Below are 21324 nucleotides of genomic sequence, written 5' to 3' on the forward strand. Positions count from 1 at the left end.
CGCACCGGCCACCGGCCACCGGAGCGCGAACGCCTCACGGCATCGGGGCGCCCGGTGTGGTGCCCGGACCAGGGGGGAGGGCCGCGCCCGCGCCGCGGCGGCCCGCGGCCCAGCTCTGGAGTTCGGTCCCGGCCGTGGCCTCGATCTCCTCCAGCAGTCTGCGCCGCGCTCCCTCGTCCCGGTCGGCCTCGGGCACCGTCCCGTACCGCCGGACCGCCAGATGGAGCCGCGTCCACGCCTCGGCGGCCAGCACATACCGCTCGTTGTGGTTGAAGACCTGCCGGAAGCCGCCGACGAAGACGGCGGCGCCGGCCAGGGACGCGGTCGCCGCCGCGGGCGCCTGGACGCCCGCGGCCACCACCGTGGCCGCCCCGGTGAACAGGGCGGTCAGCTCGACCGTCCAGTGCATCCGGCGGGAGCGGTCGCGTATCCGGGCGAACCAGGCCAGCTGCTCATCGGCATAGGCCAGGACGGCCGGCTCGGACGGGCCGGACACCGCGGCCGGGGTCACCGCGGCCGGGGACACCTCGGAGGCCGAAGGCTCGGACACCGGCACCGGCACCGGCACCGGCGACACCGCCGGGGCGGCCGCGGAGGATTCTCGGGGACTCGTCGACATGCGCATATGCTGCCCCACCCGTCCGCCGCCGTCCGCGCCCCTTCTCATCTGACAGGGCGTCAGTTACGGTGCGCCCGCCGGTCGGAGAGGGAGTACGCCATGACCTTCACAGTCGTCCGCTTCAACCTCGTCGCCCCCGGCGCGTCCCCCGACGCGCTCGCGGCCCGCTATCGCACGGCGCTGGAGATGGCGGCCTACGCCGACGGTCACGGCGTCGCCACCGTCCAGACCGAGGAGCACCACGGCGCCGCGAACAACTGGCTGCCGTCCCCCTTCGTCTTCGCCGGGGCCGTCCTCGGCGCCACCCGCCGGATCGGGGTGACCGTCTCCGCCGCCGTGGGACCGCTGTACGACCCCCTGCGCCTCGCCGAGGACATCGCGGTCCTCGATCTGCTCGGCCGCGGCCGGCTGACCACGGTCGTGGGCATCGGCTACCGGCCCGAGGAGTACGAGCGCTCCGGCGTCCCCTGGCCGGAACGCGGCCGGCGCCAGGACGAGCTGCTGGAGACGCTGCTCGCCGCGTGGACCGGGGAGCCGTTCACGTACCGGGGACGTACCGTACGGGTCACCCCGCGCCCGTACACCAGGCCGCACCCCCTGCTGCTGGTCGGCGGCTCCTCCCGGGCCGCGGCCCGGCGCGCCGCCCGCCTCGGACTGCCGTTCTTCCCCAGCGCCCATCTCCCGGAGCTGGCCGCCCACTACGACGAGCTGCGGACCGGGTACGGCACCGGGGGCTGGACGATGATGCCGGGGCCCGTGACCCCGCTGCTCCATGTCTCCGAGGACCCGGACCGCGCCTGGGCCGCGTACGGCGAACACTTCCTCCACGAGGCGCGGACCTACGCGTCCTGGCAGTCGGCGGGGGTCCGCTCCGCCGTCCGCTCCCGGGCCGGGACGGTGGCGGAACTGCGGGCCGAGGGCGTCTACCGGATCGTCACCCCCGACGACTGCGCCGAACTGGCCGCCGGACTCCCGTCCCTCGTTCTGCACCCGCTGTGCGGCGGGATGCCGGAGGAGGAGGGCTGGCGGTCGCTCCGGCTGCTGTGCGAGAAGGTCCTGCCCCGGGTCGGCTGACCACCACCCGGGCGCGGGGTGGGCCTAGGCCGTCTCTTGTGGATCTTGCCGGGCTCGCGTGCCCTGGCACCGCGCCTCGCCGCGTTGTCGTCAGTCGTCGACGCTCCGCGTGGACTCCATCCTCCGCCTTGCGATCCACGGCACCAGACCCCGCTCACTGATCCGGCCTGATCCACAAGAAACGACCTAGCCGGGGCCGGGGCCGCCGCTCAGCCCATCTCCTCCAGCGGCTTCCCCTTCGTCTCCCTCACGAAGAGCAGCACGAACGGGATGGAGAGCGTCGCGAAACAGGCGTAGATGATGTACGTGGCCGACAGATTCCAGTCCGCGAGGCTCGGAAAGCTGGCGGTGATGGCCCAGTTGGCGAGCCACTGCGCGGACGCCGCGACACCGAGGGCCGCCGCCCTGATCCGGTTGGGGAACATCTCACCGAGCAGCACCCAGACGACCACACCCCACGACAGGGCGAAGAAGAGGACGAAGACATGGGCGGCGACCAGCGCCACCGTCCCCTCGGTACTGGGAAGTTTGCCGCCGATCAGCGGCGCGGAGAAGGCCCAGGCCTCGACGGCGAGGGCGATCGCCATTCCGGTGGAGCCGATCAGCGCCAGCGGGCGGCGGCCGATCCGGTCGACCAGCACCATCGCGATCACGGTACCGATGATGTTCACGATGGAGGTGGTGAAGGAGTAGAAGAAGGAGCCCGCGGGGTCGATCCCGACGGACTGCCACAGCGTCGTCGAGTAGTAGAACGCCACATTGATGCCGACGAGCTGCTGGAAGACGGAGAGCCCGATACCGACCCAGACGATCGGCAGAAACCCGAACCCGCTGCCCAGCAGGTCCTTGAACGTCGACTTGTGCTCCCGGTGCATGGCGTGTTCGATCTCGGCCACCCGGTGGTCGAGATCGATGTGCTCGCCCTCGACCTCCACCAGGACCTTCTTCGCCCGCTCCACCTTGCCGACCGACAGCAGATAGCGGGGGGACTCGGGGATGGCGAAGGAGAGGAGCCCGTAGAGCACGGCCGGGACGACCATCACGCCCAGCATCCACTGCCAGGCCTCCAGACCGCCGATCTCGCCCCGCTGCTCGCCGTCGGCCATCTGCAGGATGCCGAAGTTGACCAGCTGGGAGATGGCGATACCGATGACGATCGCCGCCTGCTGGAAGGAGGCCAGCCGTCCCCGGTAGGCGGGCGGGGAGACCTCGGCGATGTACGCGGGCCCGATCACGGAGGCCATACCGATCGCGAAACCGCCGATGATGCGCCACATCGCCAGATCCCACAGGGCGAACGGCAGCGCCGAGCCGATCGCGCTGGCGGTGAAGAGGACGGACGCGATCCGCATACAGGCGATCCGGCCGATACGGTCGGCGATCCGGCCCGCCGTGGCGGCCCCGATCGCACAGCCGATCAGGGCGATCGCGATGACCTGGGCGAGTTCGGCCGAGCCGATGTCGTACCGGTCGCGGATCGCCTCGACGGCGCCGTTGATGACCGAGCTGTCGTAGCCGAAGAGAAAGCCGCCCATCGCCGCGGCGGCGGTGATGAAGACGACGTGACCGAGGTGTTCGGCATGGGCCGGAGGCGCCCCCGGCGGGGGTGGTGGCTGCGCGGTGCTGGACACGTCTACTCCTGGGGCCGACTCCGGTGGGAGCCCTTCAAGTGGCGCACACCTCGTGGCCGCGCACCACTTGAGCTGCTGCTTCAGTGTCCGCGGCGCCCCGGGGCGGGTCGACGGACCCCGGACGGCGGGACCCGCCCGGGGACCGGGCGGGCACGGCCGTCGCCTACCCGGAGGGGAACGGATCATCCCGGGCCCTGGCGTCGGCGCCCGACGCCGCGTCACCCGAACGGCTCAGTCGGCCGGTCGGCCCGGTGCGGCCCCGGTCGGCCCTTCGACGGATACGGCTCCGGGCGCGACCGCCCGGACGGCCCCGCACCGCGCACCCCCGCGTACCTCCACGTACCACCGCGAAAAGACCTACCGCAGCCGCTGGCTGATGACCTTGGAGACACCGTCGCCCTGCATGGAGACCCCGTACAGCGCGTCCGCGACCTCCATCGTCCGCTTCTGATGGGTGATCACAATCAGCTGTGAGGATTCCTGGAGCTCCTGCATGATCCGGATCAGCCGCTGGAGGTTGGTGTCGTCCAGCGCCGCCTCGACCTCGTCCATCACATAGAAGGGGCTGGGCCGGGCCTTGAAGATGGAGACCAGCATCGCCACGGCCGTCAGGGACCGCTCCCCGCCGGAGAGCAGGGAGAGCCGCTTGACCTTCTTGCCCGGCGGGCGGGCCTCCACATCGATCCCCGTGGTGAGCATGTTCTCCGGGTCGGTCAGCACCAGTCGGCCCTCGCCGCCCGGGAAGAGCCGGGAGAACACGCCCTCGAACTCGCGCGCGGTGTCCCGGAACGCCTCCGTGAAGACCTGCTCGACCCTTACGTCGACCTCCTTGATCACCGTCAGCAGATCGGCCCGGGTCTTCTTCAGATCCTCCAGCTGCTCGGAGAGGAACTGATGACGCTCCTCCAGCGCCGCGAACTCCTCCAGGGCCAGCGGATTGACCTTGCCGAGCTGCTGGTAGGAGCGTTCGGCGGCCTTGAGCCGCTTCTCCTGCTCCGCCCGGTCGAACGGCCGGGGCAGATGGCGCGGATGTCCGGGATCCTCCGGCAGCTCCTCCCCCTCGGCCGGCGGCGACGGCGGTACGGGCTGGTCGGGGCCGTACTCGGCGATCAGCCCCGCGGGCTCGACGCCCAACTCCTCCAGCGCCCTGGTCTCCAGTTGTTCGATCCGCAGCCGCTTCTCGGCGCCCAGGACCTCCCCCCGGTGCACCGAGTCCGTCAGCTTGTCGAGACCGGCCTTGAGGTCGCGGCCCCGGGCCCGGGCGGTGCCCAGCGCGCCCTCCCGCTCCGCCCGCGCGGACTCGGCGGCGGTACGTTCCTCCTCGGCCCGGCCCAGCGACACCTCGACATGGGCCAGCAGCGACCGGGTACCGGCGGCGACGGCCGCGGCGACCGCGGCCTCGTGCCGCAGCCGGGCGCGCAGCCGCTCGGCCCGCGCCCTGGCCTCACGCTCGGCACGCGCTCCCCGGTCGAGGGAGTCGGCCCGGCCCGCGAGCCCCTTCACCCGCTCCTCATGGGTACGGACCTGGAGGCGGGCCTCCATCTCGGTCTGCCGGGCGTTGGCGCCGTCGGCCGCGAGCCGGTCCCGTACCTGGGTGTCGGGCTCCTCCGCCTCGTCCCCATAGGGCGCCGACTCCTCGGCCGCCGCCAGCCGCCCGGCGATCTCGTCGGCCTCCTCACGGGCGCTTTCCAGCGCCTCCCGGGCCCGGGTGACGGCCGCGTCGGTCCGCTCGGCCTCCCCCGCGGCGGCCCGTGCCTGGCCGCGCAGTCCGCCGAGGCGGCCGGCGAGCGCGGACTTCTCCCGCTCGGCGGCCCGGCGCCGCTCCCCCAGCTCCTCCACGAGCGCGGCGCACTCCGCCCGGTGCCCGGCGGCGGACTCCCGCGCGCCGGCCAGCTCGGCGCAGCGGGTCTCCAGACCGGCGAGTTCGGCGGCGGCCTCGTCGACGGACGCCCGTACCTCCAGCAGACTGGGCGCCCCGGCCGAGCCGCCTTGCGCGAACCGGGCGCCGAGGACGTCGCCGTCGGTGGTGACGGCGGTCAGACCGGGGCGGGCGTAGACCAGCTCCTCCGCCTCCTCCAGCGTCCCGACGACGACGATGTCCCGGACGAGTCCGCGGACGGCGGGCATCAGTTCGGCGGGGCCGCGCACCAGATCGGTGACGTACGTCCCCCCGGCGACAGCCACGCGCTCATCGCGCGGCGGTACGGGGTTCTCGGGAGCGTCGGCCAGCAGTATCGAGGCCCGGCCCGCGTCGGATTTGCGCAGCAGCCTAAGCGCCTCGGCCGCGGTCGCGGGGCCCGAGACGGCGATCGCGTCGGCGGCGGCGCCGAGCGCGGCGGCGACCGGGATCTCGTGTCCGGGGGCGACGGTGAGCAGTTCGGACGCGGGTCCCAGCAGGCCGGTCAGCCGGTCCCGGGCGGCGAGCAGGGCGCCGGTGCCGTCCTTGCGGCGCAGACCGAGCGCGAGGGCGTCCCGGCGGGCGGCGACGGCGGCCCTCCGCCGTTCGGCGTCGGTGAGCGCGTCGCGGGCGGCGGTCAGGGCGGCCTCCGCCTCGGCCAGCTCGCGGCGGGCCGTGTCGTGGCGCTCGGCGAGTTCGGTGTCCCCGGCGTCGATGCCGTCGGCCTCGGTCCGCAGCCGCTCGTACGCCTCCTGGTCGGCGACGGCCCGCTCGCGCGCCTCGTCACGGGCGACGGTGAGCCGTTCGATCTCGGCCTGCGCCGACACCGTCCGGCCGCGGGCCGCGGTGACCTGGGCGCCGAGCCGGGCGAGGCCCTCCCGGCGGTCGGCGATCGCCCGTGCGACGTCCTTGAGACGGCGCTCCTCGGCGACGAGCCGCCGCTCCAGGTCGGCGCGGTGGGCGACGGTGTCCTCCAGGGCGTGTTCGGCGGCCTCCAGGGCGGCCGCGAGTTCGGCCTCCTGCTCCCGGATCCGGGCGGCCTCGCGCTCCATGTCCTCGGGTTCCCGGCCGCGCCGCTCCTCCGCCGGACGGTCGGTGGCGCTGCGGACCCGGGCGTCGGCGAGGGAGACCGTGCCGCGGACGCGTTCGGCAAGCCGGGAGAGTTCGTACCAGGTCTGCTGGGCGCGTTCGAGACGCGGCGCGAGCCGCCGTACCTCGTCCTCCAGCGCGGCCTCCCGGGCGAGGGCGTCCCTCAGCTCCCGTTCGGTGCGCTCCTTGCGCTCCTTGAGCGCGGCCTCGTCGGCGATCTCGGCGCTCAGCGCCGCCCGCAGCCGGACCAGGTCGTCGGCGAGGAGCCGCAGCCGGGCGTCGCGCAGATCGGCCTGGATGACGGCGGCCCTGCGGGCGACGGCGGCCTGCCGGCCGAGGGGTTTGAGCTGGCGGCGCAGTTCGTCGGTGAGGTCCTGCACCCGGGCGAGATTGGCCCGCATCGCGTCCAGCTTCCGCAGCGCCTTCTCCTTGCGCTTGCGGTGCTTCAGCACCCCCGCGGCCTCCTCGACGAAGGCCCGGCGTCCCATGGGGTCGGCGTGGAGTACGGAGTCGAGCTGCCCCTGGCCGACGATGACATGCATCTCACGGCCGATGCCGGAGTCGGAGAGGAGTTCCTGGATGTCGAGGAGACGGCAGGTGTCCCCGTTGAGCTGGTACTCGCTGCCGCCGTTGCGGAACATGATCCGCGTGATGGTGACCTCGGCGTACTCGATGGGAAGGGCGCCGTCGGAGTTGTCGATGGTCAGGGACACCTCGGCCCGGCCGAGCGGGGGCCTGCCGGTGGTCCCGGCGAAGATGACGTCCTCCATCTTGCCGCCGCGCAGCGACTTGGCCCCCTGCTCCCCCATGACCCAGGACAGGGCGTCCACCACATTGGACTTGCCGGACCCGTTGGGGCCCACGACACAGGTGATGCCCGGCTCGAACCGCAGGGTGGTGGCGGAGGCGAAGGATTTGAACCCGCGGAGGGTCATGGCCTTGAGGTGCACGCAGCCGGACTCTACCTTTCACGGTGCCCGGTACCCCGGTGGCCACCCGTGGTTCGGTCGCGGTTTCACCGGGGGAGGCGCAGGGCACATCTGTCGGTAAGGCACGGGGGCGGTTTCCGCCCCCGACCGCGGGCGGAGTCGGGGGAGCGACGAGGGGCGGGACGGGACGCGGGACGAGAAGACGAGAAGACGACGGACAAGAAAGAAGGGACGCCGAGGCGTCCCTTGCATATCTTCGCGCGATGGATCTCCGGTGGATCTCCGTGCTCAGGTGAGCGCGGGCTCCGCCTGCGGTACGTCGATGTCGATGCCGTCGAGCAGCGACTCTCGGGGGTGCTGAGCAACGGCAGCGTTCAGCGCGTCGTTCTCGATCTGGATCCGTGCGAGTTCGGATTCCAGGTCCTGGACGCGCTGCTGGAGCCGTCGCATCTCGGAGAGGAGTCGCGGGTCGGAACCGCCGACGTAACCGAGAAGCGCCTTTGCCATGATGGATGGTCCTCCACACTGAGTGACCGACCGATGCGGTGTGGGTCGTGAGGGAATCGCACCCGCTGGTGCCCGACAGTGTGGTTGACGCTGATCTCGCTGCGGTTCCTACTGCCGAACAGCTAGGGTGCGCGGGGCTTCCAGAGTCTCACCAAAAAGTTTGACGGTCAACACGATCACGCCCCGCCGCGGGGGTCGCACCGACCGGCATCCGGCCGTCCGGCGGACGGCACGGGCGGTGTTCCGGGGCCCGGGGGCGTGGAGATCATCCGTACCCGCGCAGCCTGGCACGAACCCCTACCGATGGCAACCACCAGGGTCTTTCCGTCTCCGGCGGGCGCCGGGGGCGTTCCGTCGCGTCCGCCGTGCGGGTGGTGGAGGCGGTGACCCGTCAACGGATGGCGAAGCCGTCGTACCCCCCGCGCGGCGTGTCCCAGATCTCAGTGACACCGTCGACGCGCCCGGGTGTGTCGCCGGAGCGGAGCCATTCCAGCAAACGGTGGCAATTCTCACGCGGCCCCTCGGCCACCACCTGCACCCTGCCGTCGTCCAGATTGAGGGCGAATCCCGTGAGTCCCCCGATCTCCAGGGCGTTTGCCCTGGTGAACCAGCGGAAGCCCACTCCCTGTACTCGCCCGCGTACCCAGGCGGTCAGTCGTGCGGCGTCGTTCATGGCGTCACCGTAGCCTCCGTACGGTTCACCCTGTCGCCCCATGGACCACTTCCGTCACTCGCCCCATGGCGTACAGTCCCCTCGCAATGAACGTCACCCGTTCGGGCGAGCGTGTTTCCGGTTTTGCCCGGACGGGGTCCGGTAAGCGATGTGTTCGGGACGCTCCGGGCTCCGCGGCACTAGGAAGGCACAGCCAGATGGGACGTCATCGAAGCACCACCGCCAAGCGCCGGGGCGTGCCCCTGCGCACGGGGCTGCTCGGCGCCTCCGCCGCGGTGGCCATGGGTGCCGTGGCCGTCGCGTCGGGGCTGCTGCCGGGCGGCGACACCTTCGTCACCGGGGGCGACAGCGCGCCCGGCGGCTCGGTCCGCAGCGGGGGCCCGGCGACGCTCCAGACCCAGGGCGACCAGGGGGCCGCTCCGACGACCGGGGCGCCGGGCTCGGGTCCGACGGCCCCGCATCTGCCCTCGCAGTCCCCGACCGGTTCCCCGGCCCCGGAGAAGCCGGCCGCCTCACCCTCCGACAAGGAGAAGGAGAAGGCGGCCGAAGCGGCCCGGGAGCGGGCGAAGCGGGAGGCCCCCGCGTCCCGCGGCGCCGCGGTGCCCTCGCCGCGTACCGGAGGGAAGACCACCGCTCCCGAGCGGTCCGCCGCCCCGTCCCCGGCGAAGAAGAGCGCGGCCCCGGAGCGGAAGCGCACCACCTCGACCAGCTCCGAGACGGCGATGGAGGCCGAGGTCCTGCACCTGGTGAACCAGGAGCGCGCCAAGGCGGGCTGCGGTCCGCTGCGGTACGACGCCGGGCTCGCCCGGCTCGCCGGGAACTTCAGCGCCGATATGGCCGGGCGCGGTTTCTTCGACCACACCGACCCGGACGGCGACTCCCCCTGGGACCGGGCCGAGCAGGCCGGGGTGAAGAACCTCGCCGCCGAGAACATCGCCCGCGGCCAGGGCGATGCGGCGGCCGTGATGGACGCCTGGATGAAGAGCGACGGGCACCGCAAGAACATCCTCAACTGCGACTACAAGACGCTCGGCGTCGGCGTCCACCTGGGCGACGGCGGCCCCTGGTGGACCCAGAACTTCGGCTACTGATCCCCGGCGGAGACGGGACCGGCACGGGGCCGGCCCACGGGCCCGTACGTACCGGCTCGGCGTCCGCCGCCTCAGGGGCGCGGCGCGCGCTGGCAGCGGGGGCAGAAGTAACTGGAACGGTTCATCCAGGGACGGCGCCGGATCGGCGTACCGCACCGGCCGCAGGGCTCGCCCTCCTGGCCGTAGGCGTCCAGGGACCGATCGAAATAGCCTGATTCGCCGTTCACATTCACATAGAGGCTGTCGAAGCTGGTGCCGCCCTCGGCGAGGGCCGCCGTCATCACATCGCGGACGTGCCCGAGCAGCTCGGCGGCCTTGGGCCGGCTGAGGCCGGCCGTCGGCCGCTCGTAGTGGAGCCTCGCCCGCCACAGCGCCTCGTCGGCGTAGATGTTCCCCACCCCGCTGATCAGGGTCTGGTCCAGCAGCGCCCGTTTCACGGTGGTCCTGCGCAGCCGCAGCGCCGGCAGGAACGCCTCGTCGTCGAAGGCCGGGTCCAGCGGATCCCGGGCGATATGGGCGATGGCGTCCGGCAGCCCGTCGGGGGTGTTGTCGTGGACGGAGAGCCCGCCGAAGGTGCGCTGGTCGACAAAGCGCAGCTCGGTCCCGATGGCGTCGTCGAAGCGGAACCGGATCCGCAGATGCCGCTCGTCGGGCGCGCCCTCGGGCTGGATCAGCAGCTGGCCGCTCATGCCCAGATGTCCGAGGAGGGATGTGCCGCCGTCCCCGATCGGGAACCAGAGGTACTTGCCGCGGCGGCAGGCCGGGCCGAGGCTCCGCCCGGTGAGCCGGGCGGTGAAGTCGACGGCTCCCGGGGGATGGCGGCGTACGGCGCGCGGATGGAGGACCTGGGCCTCGGCGACCGTCCGTCCGGTGACCCAGCGCAGGAGTCCCCGGCGTACGACCTCGACCTCGGGCAGTTCGGGCACGGGATCCTCCGGTTGCGCTCTCGCCGACGCCCGCAGCGTACCGCCGAACGAGTGCCGGAGCGGCGTCGAGCCCCCTCTCCGGCGATACCGGAAAGGGGGCTCGGACCTGCGGTCGCCCGGAAGTCCCGGGTCAGCGGTCAGGCGTCGGCCCGACCACCGTCCCCGGACTCCTCCTCCGGGTCGGACGAATCCGTCCCGGGGGCTTCCGCTTCGGCCTTGTTCGCCGCTGCGGCCCGCTCGTCGGCGGCGGTACGGATCTCCCGCCACGCCGACTCGGCGGCCTGCTGCTCCGCTTCCTTCTTGCTGCGGCCGGTGCCGGTGCCGTACGAGACACCACCGACGCGGGCGGCAGCGGTGAAGGTCTTCTCGTGGTCCGGACCCGTCTCCGTGACGAGGTACTCCGGGACCCCGAGCCCCTCGGCCGCGGTCAGCTCCTGGAGACTGGTCTTCCAGTCGAGACCGGCACCCAGGTTGGACGACTTCTCGATCAGCGGATCGAAGAGCCGGTGCACCAGCTCCGACGCGGCGTCGAGCCCCTGGTCGAGATAGACGGCGCCGATCACCGCTTCGAGGGTGTCGGCGAGGATGGACGCCTTGTCCCGGCCGCCCGTGCCCTCTTCGCCCCGGCCGAGCCGGATGAAGGAGCCCAGGTCGAGGCCTCGGCCCACGCCCGCGAGCGCGCGCGAGTTGACCACCGCGGCCCGCAGCTTGGCGAGCTGCCCCTCCGGGAGGTCGGGATGGCTGCGGTAAAGGGTGTCGGTGACGACCAGACCGAGGACGGAGTCCCCGAGGAACTCCAGCCGTTCATTGGTCGGCAGACCGCCGTTCTCGTACGCGTACGAGCGATGGGTCAGCGCACGCACCAGAAGGGCGGACTCGACCTGATAGCCGAGCCGCCCTTCCAGAAGCGCGTGGGGCGAGGCTGCGTTGACCGCGTCGGCGTTGTCCGCCGGCTTTTCGTCTCCGGCGTTGGACAGCTCAGACATCGGGCCTCTCACCAGCCGCTCAGACCTCGAGGACCTGGCGCTTGTTGTAGGTGCCGCAGCTGGGGCACGCGATGTGCTGCTGCTTGGGCTCCTGGCAACGCTCACACGAAACCAGGGTGGGGACCGCAGCCTTCCACTGCGACCGGCGGTGGCGCGTGTTGCTGCGCGACATCTTCCGCTTCGGAACAGCCACGGCTACTTCTCCTGCTTCTCGTCGACGCCGGCGTCGGCGCCGCCCATGTTGTCCTTCTCGCCGTCCCGAGCGGTGTCGGCGAGTCCTTGCAGTGCCGCCCAACGAATGTCGACGGCGTCGTGGTGGTGGTCCGGGTCGTCATTGAGCCGGATTCCGCACTGAGCGCAGAGTCCGGCACAGTCCTCCCGGCACACCGGCTGCATCGGCAGGGCGAGCACCACCGCGTCACGCAGCACGGGTTCGAGGTCGAAAAGGCCGTCCTCGAGGAGGGTGATGTCCTCGTCCTCGGCATCGTCGTCCGGCTCCGCGGCACGGCCGCGGCTCCGAACGGCGTTGTCGGGGTACGTGAACATCTCCTGGAAGTCCGCCGCGACATCGAGGCGCAGCGACTCCAGACACCTTACGCACTCCCCCTCGGCCGACGCACGGGCGGTGCCCGTGACGAGCACCCCTTCCATGACCGACTCCAGGCGGAGTTCCAGTTCGACGGGTGCGCCCTCGGGCACCCCGACGACTCCTTCGATACCCAGGTCCTTCGGCGCCGACACGGAGCGGGAGAGCCGCTGGAGCGCGCCGGGACGCCGCCCCAGCTCGTGCGTGTCGAACACGAGGGGGTTGCGGTGGTCGAGGCGGGCGTTCAGGGCACTTCCTGCTTTCGGGTCGTGCCGACGCAACCGGGCTGATGCGTCGGAGGGGAGGGCCGCCGTCCCCTGCGAAGGAGGGGAAACGGGCAGCCGGGACCGCGAACGAGGCGCGACCGAAGAGCCAGGATACTGGACCGGACGCCGTCGTCCCAATCCGGTCCCCGGCACCCCGGCCGGGACGGGCGCGACGGCGCCGCACGACCCGGCCACCGAATGCGTACCGTGACGATGCCCGAGGGAATCGTCACGGAACGTCGCCGTTTTCCCGGCCGAGGCCCCCTGCCGGGACCGACCGGGACCGACCGGGGGCGTTCAGCCGCCGGTCACCGGCCCGCCCGGAACCGGATGGACGGCAGGCTCGGCCAGTCCGGCCAGATACTCGGCGTCGCTGGTGGCCCGCTCCGGTGCCGCGAGCGCGTCCCGGAACCCCACGGTGTCCTCACCGTCTCCACCGTCTCCACCGTCGTCGCCGGTGCGCGCGTGCAGGGTGCGCCGTCCGCGCCCGACGGCGTCCAGCGTCCTGGTGAGCACGGCCTCGAAGGCATCGAGGGTGGCGTGCGCGGAGGCGCCGGCCCGCTCGGCGAGAGCCGCCGGATCCTCCGGGACCGCCCCCGGCCCGGCTTCCCGGGGGCCGGGGACCGCCGGGCATCCGGCCCCGGGGTCCGGCAGCCGCTCCCGGCCCGCGGCGACCGAGCCGATGGCCTTGGTGAGGACGACCTCGAAGTTGGCCAGCTTGGAGTCGACGTAGTCGTCGGCGTCGGTACGGATCTCCTCGGCGGCCCGGCGGGCCTCGGCGAGGATCCGGTCGGCCTCCGCCCCGGCCTCCAGCGCGACCCGGGTCCCCGACAGCAGGGCCCCGCGTTCGGCTCGGGCGTCGTCGACGATCCGCCGGGCCTCCTCCCGGGCCTCGGCCACCAGCCGCTCGCGCTCGCGGATCAGTTCCCCGGCCCGGTCGAGGGCGCCCGGGAGCGCGGCCCGCGCCTGCTCGACCAGAGTCGACAGCTCGGCCCGGTTGACGACGCACGACGCCGACATGGGCAGCGACCTGGCGCCTTCCAGGACCGCGGCGATCTCGTCGAGTCTCTTCTGCACGTCCACCGGGGTTCCGCCGTTCCTGCGCTGGTACGAGAGTGGCGCGGACGACTGTACGGGCCGGGGCGCGGCCCGGCCCTTCACCGCTCGGCGAGCCGCCGCAGCAGCGCCTCCTGGACCTGTGGGGGCAGCAGATGGGAGACGTCCCCGCCCCAGGCCGCGACCTCCTTGACCAGACTGGAGGAGAGGAAGCTGTAAGTGGGGTTGGTGGGCACGAACAGCGTCTCGACGCCCGAGAGGCCGTTGTTCATCTGGGCCATCTGGAGCTCGTAGTCGAAGTCGCTGACGGCCCGCAGCCCCTTGACGATGGCGGGGATGTCCCGCTCCTTGCAGAAGTCCACCAGCAGACCGTGGTGGGATTCGACGACCACGTTTCCGTAGTCGGCCGTCACCCCGCGAATGAGATCCATCCGCTCTTCGACGGTGAACAGGCCCTTCTTCGACTTGTTGATCATCACCGCGACGTAGACGACGTCGTACAGCTTGGCGGCGCGGCCGATGATGTCGAGATGTCCGTTGGTGATGGGGTCGAACGACCCGGGACAGACTGCGCGGCGCACTGGGAGTCCCTCCGGTCCGGTCATGAAGCGTCTTCGCACGTGGATGCCTCGTCGCAGACAGAGGCGGCGCGACCGTACCAAAACGTTCCCTCGCCGTAGCGACGGGACCGCAGCGGCTCGAAACCCGGCGGCCAGCGGAAGGTTCCGCCTCTGGTGCTCCGCTCCACGGTGACGAGGGCTTCCCCGACTAGCCACCCCCCGGCCAGGAGTGTGAGGAGGATCTCCCGAAGATCGTCGTCCCCGACGGCGTACGGCGGATCGAGGAAGACGGCGTCGTACGGGGCGTCCGGCGCGGGTCCCGCGACGAGCTGCTCGGCCCGGCCGGTACGGACCTCGGCGCCCGGAAGACCGAGGGCGCGGACGTTCTCCCGGACCACCCGGGCGGCCCGGGCGTCGGCCTCCACCAGCAGGGCGTGCGCCGCGCCCCGGGACAGCGCCTCAAGACCGACGGCGCCGGAGCCCGCGTACAGATCGGCGACGCGGATCCCGTCCACCGTGCCCAGCAGGGACTGCCAGGTGGAGAAGAGCCCCTCGCGCGCCCGGTCGGACGTGGGGCGGGTACCGGTGCCGGGGGGTACCGCGAGGCGGCGTCCGCCGGCCGTACCGGCGATCACGCGGGTCATCTCGGTCCTAGATGTTCGGTGTGGTTCGGAAGAGGTTCGGAAGAGGTTCGGAAGAGGTTCGGAAGGAGTGGTTCGGAAGGGGTGCGATACGACACTGACGGGCCGGCCGGCCGCGCGGGAGCCCGGCCGCCGCGATCAGTCTCTCAGCTCGCCCCCGGGGTCCGCGCGCCGCGGTCCGGGGGCGTACCGGCGTACGGATCACCGGGCCGGACGGCTCGCCCCTTCCGGCCCCCGTCGCCTTCCCGGTCCTCCGCCGCCTTCCCGCCCGCGGTCAGCCCTTCTCCAGATACTGCTCGCGCTCCGCGTCGAGCAGCGCGTCCAGCGCCGTCCGCAGCTCGGGCAGCCGCTCCAGGCCGGGGTCGGCGGCGACCACGGCCACGGCTTCCTCCCGGGCCGCCGCGATGACCTCCTCGTCCTCGATGACGGCGAGCATCCGCAGCGACGAGCGGACCCCGGACTGGGCCTGGCCCAGGACATCGCCCTCACGGCGCTGTTCGAGGTCGATCCGGGAGAGCTCGAAGCCGTCGAGGGTCGCGGCGACGGCACCGAGCCGGGCCCGGGCCGGGCTCGCCTCCGGCGCCTCGGAGACCAGCAGACAGAGACCGGGGGCCGAGCCCCGGCCGACCCGGCCGCGGAGCTGGTGCAGCTGGGAGACGCCGAACCGGTCCGCGTCCATGATCACCATCGCGGTGGCGTTGGGGACGTTGACCCCGACCTCGATCACGGTCGTGGCGACCAGGACGTCCACATCGCCCGCGGCGAAGCGGCGCATGACGTCGTCCTTGTCGTCCGGCGGCATCCGGCCGTGCAGCACCTCCACCCGCAGTCCGGCCAGCGCGCCGCCCGCCAGATCGGCGGCGACCTCCAGCACGGCGAGCGGGGGCCGCTTCTCGTCGCTGTCCGCGCCGCCTCCGGCCGGGTCGGCGGAGTCGGCCGGGGCGCCCTTCCCGGCGGTCCTCCCCCCGGTATTCCCCCCGGTCTTCGGGTCGGTCTCGTCGCCGATCCGGGGGCAGACCACATAGGCCTGATGCCCCTTGCCGACCTCCTCCCGGATCCGCTCCCAGGCCCGGGACAGGAAGTGCGGCTTGTCCCTGGAGGGCACCACATGGCTGGCGATCGGCGACCGTCCGGCGGGCAGCTGGTCGAGGACGGAGGTCTCCAGATCGCCGAAGACGGTCATCGCGACCGTCCGCGGGATGGGGGTGGCGGTCATCACCAGCAGATGCGGGGGCTGCTTGCCCTTGGAGCGCAGCGCGTCCCGCTGCTCGACCCCGAACCGGTGCTGCTCGTCGACGACGACCAGGCCGAGGTCGTGGAACTTGACCTTGTCCTCGATCAGGGCGTGCGTACCGATCACGATCCCGGCCTCGCCGGTCACCAGGTCCAGCAGCGCCTGCCGCCGGGCCGCGACGCCCATCGAGCCCGTCAGCAGCACCACCTTGGTGCCGTGCTCGGCGCCGCCGAGCAGACCGCCCTCGGCCAGCTCGCCCATCATCTCCACGACCGAGCGGTGGTGCTGCTGGGCCAGGACCTCGGTGGGCGCGAGCATGGCCGCCTGGCCGCCCGCGTCCACGACCGCGAGCATGGCCCGCAGCGCGACCAGTGTCTTGCCGGAGCCGACCTCGCCCTGGAGCAGCCGGTGCATGGGATGCTCGGTCGCCAGATCGTCGAAGATCTCGCCCGTGACCTTCCGCTGGCCGTCGGTGAGGGTGAACGGCAGCCGGGCGTCGAAGTCGGCCAGCAGACCGTCCGCCGACGCCTTGCGGGCGACCGCCGGAAGCTGGGCGTCCGCGTAGCGCCGCCGGGCCAGCGCGACCTGGAGGACGAATGCCTCGTCCCACTTCAGCCGGGCCCTGGCGTCCTCGACATCGGCCTTGGTCCCCGGCCGGTGCACCTTGAGGAGCGCCTCGGGCAGCGGGACGAAGCCCCGGCCGGACCGCAGCGCGTCGGGCAGCGGGTCGACCGCGTCCGCGGCCCGGGGCAGCACCGCGTCGACCGCCTTGGCGATCTTCCACGACTCCATGCCCTTGCAGGCCGGGTAGATCGGGATGAGGGCGCCCGCCCACGACTCCACGACCGACTCGGTGCCGTCCGCGCCGGCGCCGGTCCCGCCGGCGGTGTGGGGATCGGCGGCCAGCTTGGCGTAGGTCGGATGGGCGAGCTGGAGCTTGCGGTTGAAGACCGACACCTTCCCGGCGAACATCGCCCGGCTGCCGGGCGGCAGCTCCGCCTGCGGCTTGTGGACGCCGCGGCCGAAGAAGACCAGCTGGAGCCGTCCGCTGCCGTCGGTGATGGTCAGTTCGAGCCGCTTGCCCCGGCCGCCGTTGAACGTGTGCACCCGGGAGTCGGCGACCTGGGCGACCACGGTCACATCCTCGTCCAGCGGCAGCTCCGACAGCCGGGTCAGCTGGCCCCGCTCCTCGTACCGCCGCGGATAGTGGTGCAGCAGATCCCCGACCGTGCGCAGGCCGAGCTGCTCGCCGAGCACCTTCGCGGTGGCGGGGCCGAGCGTCTTGTCGAGGGGTTCACTCAGGACGGACACATCGTCCATTGCACACCACGGCACCGACATCCGGGGCGGCGGCGGTACGGGACGGCGCTCACTCCACCCCGATCAGCAGCGGGCTCGTCCCGGGCCCGCCCCCGTAGACGACCGTGTCCACGGCCAGATACGCGTCCCGGACGTGCCGCTCGAGCCGGGCGGCGGTCGCCGCGCCGTCGGGCAGATCGCCGGAGAGGACCAGAGTGACCAGTTCGCCGCCGGCCGCCAGCATCCGGTCGAGGACCGCGACAGCCGTGTCGTCGAGGTCCTGCCCGATGACGGCGACGTCCCCGTCGATCAGGCCGAGGACGTCCCCGGCCTGGCAGACCCCGGCGCTCGTCCACGATTGGTGCTCGGCGATCGCCAGCTCGGCGCAGCGGGTGGCCCCGGCCGCCGCCGTCATCGCCACCACGTCCTCGTCGAAGCGGCGCGCGGGCTCGTGGACGGCGAGGGCGGCGAGGCCCTGGACGGCGGCCCGGGTGGGGACGAGGGCGACCCGGACGCCTTCGGTACGGGCCTGTTCCGCGGCGGCGGCCGCGGTGTGCCGCAGCTCGGCCGAGTTCGGCAGGAGGACCACCTCGCGGGCGTGGGCCCGGCGGATCGCGTCCACCAGCTCGCCGCTGGCGGGCGGCTCCCCGGGGCGGGCCAGCACGGCCGTGGCGCCCGCCTCCGCGCAGAGCGCCGCGAGGCCGTCGCCGGGGACGACCACGACGACGGCCCGCTGGGCCTGCTCCCGTACGGGGGCGGGGGCGGCCCCCGTGAGATGGGTGATCCGGATCCGGTGCGGGCGGCCCGCCTCCACCCCGGTCTCGACGGCGGCGCCCGCGTCGTCGGTGTGGACGTGGACGTTCCACAGCCCGTCGCCGCCGACGACCACGAGGGACTCCCCCAGGGCGTCGAGCCGGGTCCGCAGCCGGGCGACGGCCTCGTCGCCGGCCTCCAGCAGGTAGATCACCTCGAAGGCGGGGCCGCCGCCCCCGCAGGGCCCGGCGGCCATCGGGGGCGCGGGGGTGTGGGAGCGGGCGGGCCCCGCGATGGCCTCGCCGGTGAGGGCCGCCACCAGGGCCCGCAGCACGGCCAGCAGCCCCCGGCCGCCCGCGTCGACAACCCCGGCCCGGCCCAGCACGTCGAGCTGGCCCGGTGTCGCCGCCAGCGCCGTACCGGCCCCGTCGTACGCGGCACGGGCCGCACCGGCGTCGTCGGCGTCCGCGCCCCCCGCGCCGGCGGCGGCGTCCGCGGCGGCGCTCGCGACGGTCAGGATCGTCCCCTCCACGGGGTGCGCCACCGCCTCCCGCGCCAGGGCGGCTGCCCGGGCCAGCGCGTCCGCGAGGCCCGCCCCGGCCGCGACGCGCTCCGCGACCCCGCGCAGCAGCTGGGCGAGGATCGTGCCCGAGTTGCCGCGGGCGCCCAGCAGAGCGCCGTGCGCCATGGCACCGATCACCGCGGCCGTCCCGGGCTCGCCGCCGGCCGGGTCCGCCTCATGGGCGGCGAAGACCGCCTCGACGGCCGTCACGGCCGACTCGACGGTCAGATAGAGATTGGTGCCGGTGTCACCGTCCGCGACCGGATACACATTGATCGCGTCGATCTCCTCGCGCTCCCGGCCCAGCGCTTCCAGCGCCCCCGCGCACCAGACCCGTACCGCTTCGGCGTCGAGTTTCTGCGGCACCTGGGGGTCCTCCTCCGTCGTGGCTCGTCCGCCGCCGGGCGGGCGGGGCCCGGCGTCGGGCCCGGTCGGCGGGGTCGCACCGCAGGGTAGTCCCCCGGACGGCGGGGGCCGCATCCGTGGCGGAGCGGGGTGGGAGGGGCATGGTAGTTTCGTTGAAGGGACGGAGCCGTTGTATGCTGCTCCGGTTGCCTGATGAAAATCAGGCCGTTTCCCCCGGCAAAGCCACCGAGTCAGCTACTGATTTCCGGCACGCCGGAATTCACTGTACGTGCATCTGAAGTCTTTGGAGTGACCCGTGGCTGCCAACTGCGACGTCTGCGGCAAGGGGCCGGGCTTCGGCAACAACATTTCGCACTCGCACCGCCGTACGTCCCGTCGCTGGAACCCGAACATCCAGCGCGTGCGTGCCGTGGTCGGTCGGACGCCGAAGCGGCTCAATGTCTGCACCTCGTGCATCAAGGCCGGCAAGGTCTCGCGCTAACGCGGATGCCCCGTCGCTAGCGCAGCCCTTCCCGGTTGCCTGCCCAGGCGGCCCACCTCTCAGGTGGGCCGCCTGGGCTTTTTCCGTGGCCACGCGCCGTTCCCGTGACCGTCCGCTGTCGTCCGCGGCCCGGCCGTGGCCGGCCAACGGCCCTGGGAACGGCACACCTGGCCCCTCAGCGGGGGACGGCCCCGCGGGAGGCGAACCCGTGGTCCACGGGCCCGATGCCCCCGCCCAGCGGGAACCCGGCGGCGATGGCCGCCGTCACGTACTCCTTGGCCGCCGCCACCGCCTCCGGTACCGGCAGGCCCTTCGCCAGGCCGGCCGCGATCGCCGACGCCAGCGTGCAGCCCGTGCCGTGGGTGTGGCGGTTGTCGTGGCGCGGCGCGCGCAGCCAGTGCTCCGCGGTGCCGTCGGTCAGCAGGTCGACCGCGTCGCCCGCGAGGTGTCCGCCCTTGATCAGCGCCCACCGCGGCCCGAAGCCGAGGATCGCGTCGGCCGCCCGGCGCAGCCCCGTCTCGTCGTCGGCGACGATCCCGGTGAGCTGGGTGACCTCGTCGAGGTTGGGGGTGGCCACGGTGGCGACCGGCAGCAGCAGGCCCCGTACCGCGTCCAGCGCGGAGTCCGCGAGCAGCGAGTCGCCGTGCTTGGAGACTCCCACGGGGTCGACGACGACGGGCGCGTCCGTCTCCGCGAGCAGTGCGGCGACGGTCTCCACGAGCGGCGCCGACGCCAGCATGCCGGTCTTCACGGCCTGGACGCCGATGTCGTCGACGACGCTGCGGTACTGGGCGCGGACGGCTTCCACCGGCAGTTCCCAGAATCCCTGGACGCCGAGGGAGTTCTGCGCGGTGACCGCGGTGATCACGCTCATGCCGTGGGTGCCGAGGGCGAGCATCGTCTTGAGGTCGGCCTGGATCCCGGCGCCGCCGCCGGAGTCCGACCCGGCGACCGTCAGCACCCGGGGCGGGGCCACCCCGGGTGCCGCTCCGGGTGCCACACCGGGGGCCGCCCCGGGTGTCGCTCCGGAAGCGGGGACGGGGCCTCCGGTGCCCGGTATCGCCCCGCTCATGAGGCGTCCCCGAAGTGGTCCCAGCCGCCTCCGCCGTGCCATGGCAGCCCGTCCACGGTGACCTGGGGCGCCGCCGCCGGGCGCAGTACCTCGCCGATCACCTTCCAGCGCGCGGGCAGTTTGGTGTCGGCGGGGAAGGTGGCGACGATGGCGTGGTCCTCTCCCCCGGTGAGCACCCACTGCAACGGGTCGACGCCGACTGCCTGCCCGATGTCGTTCATCTGGCCGGGGATGTCGATCGCGCCGGAGCGCAGATCGATCCGGACGTTGCTGGCATCGGCGATATGGCCGAGGTCGGCGATCAGTCCGTCGCTGATGTCGCACATCGCGGTCGCGCCGAGCCCGGCGGCGGCGGGCCCCGCGTGGTAGGGCGGTTCGGGCCGCCGGTGGGCCTCGACGAAGGCGCGGGGGGAGCGGAAGCCGCGGGACAGGACGGCGTGGCCGGCGGCCGACCAGCCGAGCCAGCCGGTGTAGGCGACGACGTCGCCGGGTCCGGCGCCGCCCCGGGTGACGGGTTCATGGCCGCGCAGATCGCCGAGTGCCGTGATGGCGAGGGTGATCAGTTCGCCGCGTACGACATCACCGCCGACCACCGCGGCGCCCGCGACCTGGCATTCGTCGCGGATCCCGTCCATCAGCTCGGTCGCCCAGGTGACGGGGAGGTCGGCGGGGACGACGAGGCCGAGCAGCAGGGACGTGGGGACGGCGCCCATGGCGGCGATGTCGGCCAAGTTCTGCGCGGCGGCCTTGCGTCCGACGTCGTAGGCCGTCGACCAGTCCCGGCGGAAGTGCCGCCCTTCGAGCAGGACGTCGGTCGTCGCCACGACCCGCCGGTCGGGGGCGGCGACGACGGCCGCGTCGTCCCCCGGCCCGATCCGGACCGCGGGGGTGGAGGTGAGCCGGGAGGTGAGCTCTTTGATCAGGCCGAACTCTCCCAACTCGCCCACAGTGCCCTTCACCCGAGTCTCACCTCTCCGTCGTCCCGCCGGACCACCCGGCGGGGCTGTCGTGCCGTGGCGGATCGCG

19 protein-coding genes are annotated in these 21324 nt (G+C 73.1%); 3 read left to right on the forward strand and 16 right to left on the reverse strand.

Annotated features, from left to right (window positions below):
• Positions 1 to 34: 34 nt before the first annotated feature.
• Complete coding sequence (locus ACFXG1_RS18185; protein WP_384743506.1) at positions 35 to 619, reverse strand: SLATT domain-containing protein; 585 nt, start codon at positions 617 to 619, stop codon at positions 35 to 37.
• Between the two features lie 99 nt (positions 620 to 718).
• Between ACFXG1_RS18185 and ACFXG1_RS18190 the strand changes: the two genes are divergently transcribed.
• Positions 719 to 1693 carry an LLM class flavin-dependent oxidoreductase gene (locus ACFXG1_RS18190; RefSeq protein WP_384743509.1) on the forward strand — a complete coding sequence of 325 codons (975 nt, stop codon included), beginning with the start codon at positions 719 to 721 and terminating at the stop codon, positions 1691 to 1693.
• A 209-nt stretch (positions 1694 to 1902) separates the two neighbouring features.
• Here ACFXG1_RS18190 and ACFXG1_RS18195 read toward each other — a convergent pair whose 3' ends face one another.
• The 4 genes from ACFXG1_RS18195 to ACFXG1_RS18210 all read right to left on the reverse strand — a co-directional run bounded on the left by ACFXG1_RS18195 (position 1903) and on the right by ACFXG1_RS18210 (position 8419).
• The gene (locus ACFXG1_RS18195; RefSeq protein ID WP_384713244.1) at positions 1903 to 3324 is read right to left on the reverse strand and encodes a sugar porter family MFS transporter; all 1422 of its coding nucleotides are present in this window, start codon (positions 3322 to 3324) and stop codon (positions 1903 to 1905) included.
• A gap of 357 nt (positions 3325 to 3681) precedes the next feature.
• On the reverse strand, positions 3682 to 7260 hold the full coding sequence (gene smc, locus ACFXG1_RS18200; RefSeq protein WP_384743513.1) for a chromosome segregation protein SMC: 3579 nt from the start codon (positions 7258 to 7260) through the stop codon (positions 3682 to 3684).
• Positions 7261 to 7527: 267 nt separating this feature from the next.
• Positions 7528 to 7746, reverse strand: coding sequence for a hypothetical protein (locus ACFXG1_RS18205; RefSeq protein ID WP_384713238.1), 219 nt, complete (start codon positions 7744 to 7746; stop codon positions 7528 to 7530).
• A gap of 391 nt (positions 7747 to 8137) precedes the next feature.
• Positions 8138 to 8419 (reverse strand): acylphosphatase, encoded by a 282-nt coding sequence (locus ACFXG1_RS18210; RefSeq protein WP_366259828.1) that lies wholly within the window; start codon positions 8417 to 8419, stop codon positions 8138 to 8140.
• 197 nt (positions 8420 to 8616) lie between these two features.
• Between ACFXG1_RS18210 and ACFXG1_RS18215 the strand changes: the two genes are divergently transcribed.
• Positions 8617 to 9510: a CAP domain-containing protein gene (locus ACFXG1_RS18215; protein ID WP_384743517.1), complete on the forward strand. Its 894-nt coding sequence runs from the start codon at positions 8617 to 8619 to the stop codon at positions 9508 to 9510.
• A gap of 71 nt (positions 9511 to 9581) precedes the next feature.
• Here ACFXG1_RS18215 and mutM read toward each other — a convergent pair whose 3' ends face one another.
• The 9 genes from mutM to ACFXG1_RS18260 form a co-directional block, all read right to left on the reverse strand.
• Positions 9582 to 10436 (reverse strand): bifunctional DNA-formamidopyrimidine glycosylase/DNA-(apurinic or apyrimidinic site) lyase, encoded by an 855-nt coding sequence (gene mutM / locus ACFXG1_RS18220; protein WP_384713602.1) that lies wholly within the window; start codon positions 10434 to 10436, stop codon positions 9582 to 9584.
• 137 nt (positions 10437 to 10573) lie between these two features.
• On the reverse strand, positions 10574 to 11434 hold the full coding sequence (rnc, locus tag ACFXG1_RS18225) for a ribonuclease III (protein WP_384713599.1): 861 nt from the start codon (positions 11432 to 11434) through the stop codon (positions 10574 to 10576).
• 7 nt (positions 11435 to 11441) lie between these two features.
• Positions 11442 to 11615 carry a 50S ribosomal protein L32 gene (gene rpmF, locus ACFXG1_RS18230; protein WP_026165248.1) on the reverse strand — a complete coding sequence of 58 codons (174 nt, stop codon included), beginning with the start codon at positions 11613 to 11615 and terminating at the stop codon, positions 11442 to 11444.
• Positions 11616 to 11617: 2 nt separating this feature from the next.
• Positions 11618 to 12223 (reverse strand): YceD family protein, encoded by a 606-nt coding sequence (locus ACFXG1_RS18235; protein ID WP_384713596.1) that lies wholly within the window; start codon positions 12221 to 12223, stop codon positions 11618 to 11620.
• Positions 12224 to 12571: 348 nt separating this feature from the next.
• On the reverse strand, positions 12572 to 13357 hold the full coding sequence (locus tag ACFXG1_RS18240) for a hypothetical protein (protein ID WP_384743522.1): 786 nt from the start codon (positions 13355 to 13357) through the stop codon (positions 12572 to 12574).
• A 74-nt stretch (positions 13358 to 13431) separates the two neighbouring features.
• On the reverse strand, positions 13432 to 13911 hold the full coding sequence (gene coaD / locus ACFXG1_RS18245) for a pantetheine-phosphate adenylyltransferase (protein ID WP_384713590.1): 480 nt from the start codon (positions 13909 to 13911) through the stop codon (positions 13432 to 13434).
• A 20-nt stretch (positions 13912 to 13931) separates the two neighbouring features.
• Positions 13932 to 14534, reverse strand: coding sequence for a 16S rRNA (guanine(966)-N(2))-methyltransferase RsmD (gene rsmD, locus ACFXG1_RS18250; protein WP_384713587.1), 603 nt, complete (start codon positions 14532 to 14534; stop codon positions 13932 to 13934).
• Between the two features lie 271 nt (positions 14535 to 14805).
• Entirely contained in the window at positions 14806 to 17085 is a 2280-nt protein-coding gene (gene recG, locus ACFXG1_RS18255; RefSeq protein WP_384713584.1) for an ATP-dependent DNA helicase RecG, read from the reverse strand.
• A 49-nt stretch (positions 17086 to 17134) separates the two neighbouring features.
• Positions 17135 to 18745, reverse strand: coding sequence for a DAK2 domain-containing protein (locus ACFXG1_RS18260; RefSeq protein WP_384743526.1), 1611 nt, complete (start codon positions 18743 to 18745; stop codon positions 17135 to 17137).
• A 295-nt stretch (positions 18746 to 19040) separates the two neighbouring features.
• Between ACFXG1_RS18260 and rpmB the strand changes: the two genes are divergently transcribed.
• Positions 19041 to 19226, forward strand: coding sequence for a 50S ribosomal protein L28 (rpmB, locus tag ACFXG1_RS18265; protein WP_003957616.1), 186 nt, complete (start codon positions 19041 to 19043; stop codon positions 19224 to 19226).
• Positions 19227 to 19401: 175 nt separating this feature from the next.
• Here the strand turns inward: rpmB and thiD are convergent, their stop codons facing one another.
• Together thiD and ACFXG1_RS18275 are read right to left on the reverse strand one after the other, a co-directional pair.
• Positions 19402 to 20298 carry a bifunctional hydroxymethylpyrimidine kinase/phosphomethylpyrimidine kinase gene (gene thiD / locus ACFXG1_RS18270; protein WP_384743529.1) on the reverse strand — a complete coding sequence of 299 codons (897 nt, stop codon included), beginning with the start codon at positions 20296 to 20298 and terminating at the stop codon, positions 19402 to 19404.
• Complete coding sequence (locus ACFXG1_RS18275; protein WP_384743532.1) at positions 20295 to 21257, reverse strand: thiamine-phosphate kinase; 963 nt, start codon at positions 21255 to 21257, stop codon at positions 20295 to 20297. The genes thiD and ACFXG1_RS18275 overlap by 4 nt, the downstream gene beginning before the upstream one ends.
• Positions 21258 to 21324 lie beyond the last annotated feature (67 nt).

The organism is Streptomyces sp. NPDC059248, from assembly GCF_042753905.1.
GTDB lineage: Bacteria > Actinomycetota > Actinomycetes > Streptomycetales > Streptomycetaceae > Streptomyces.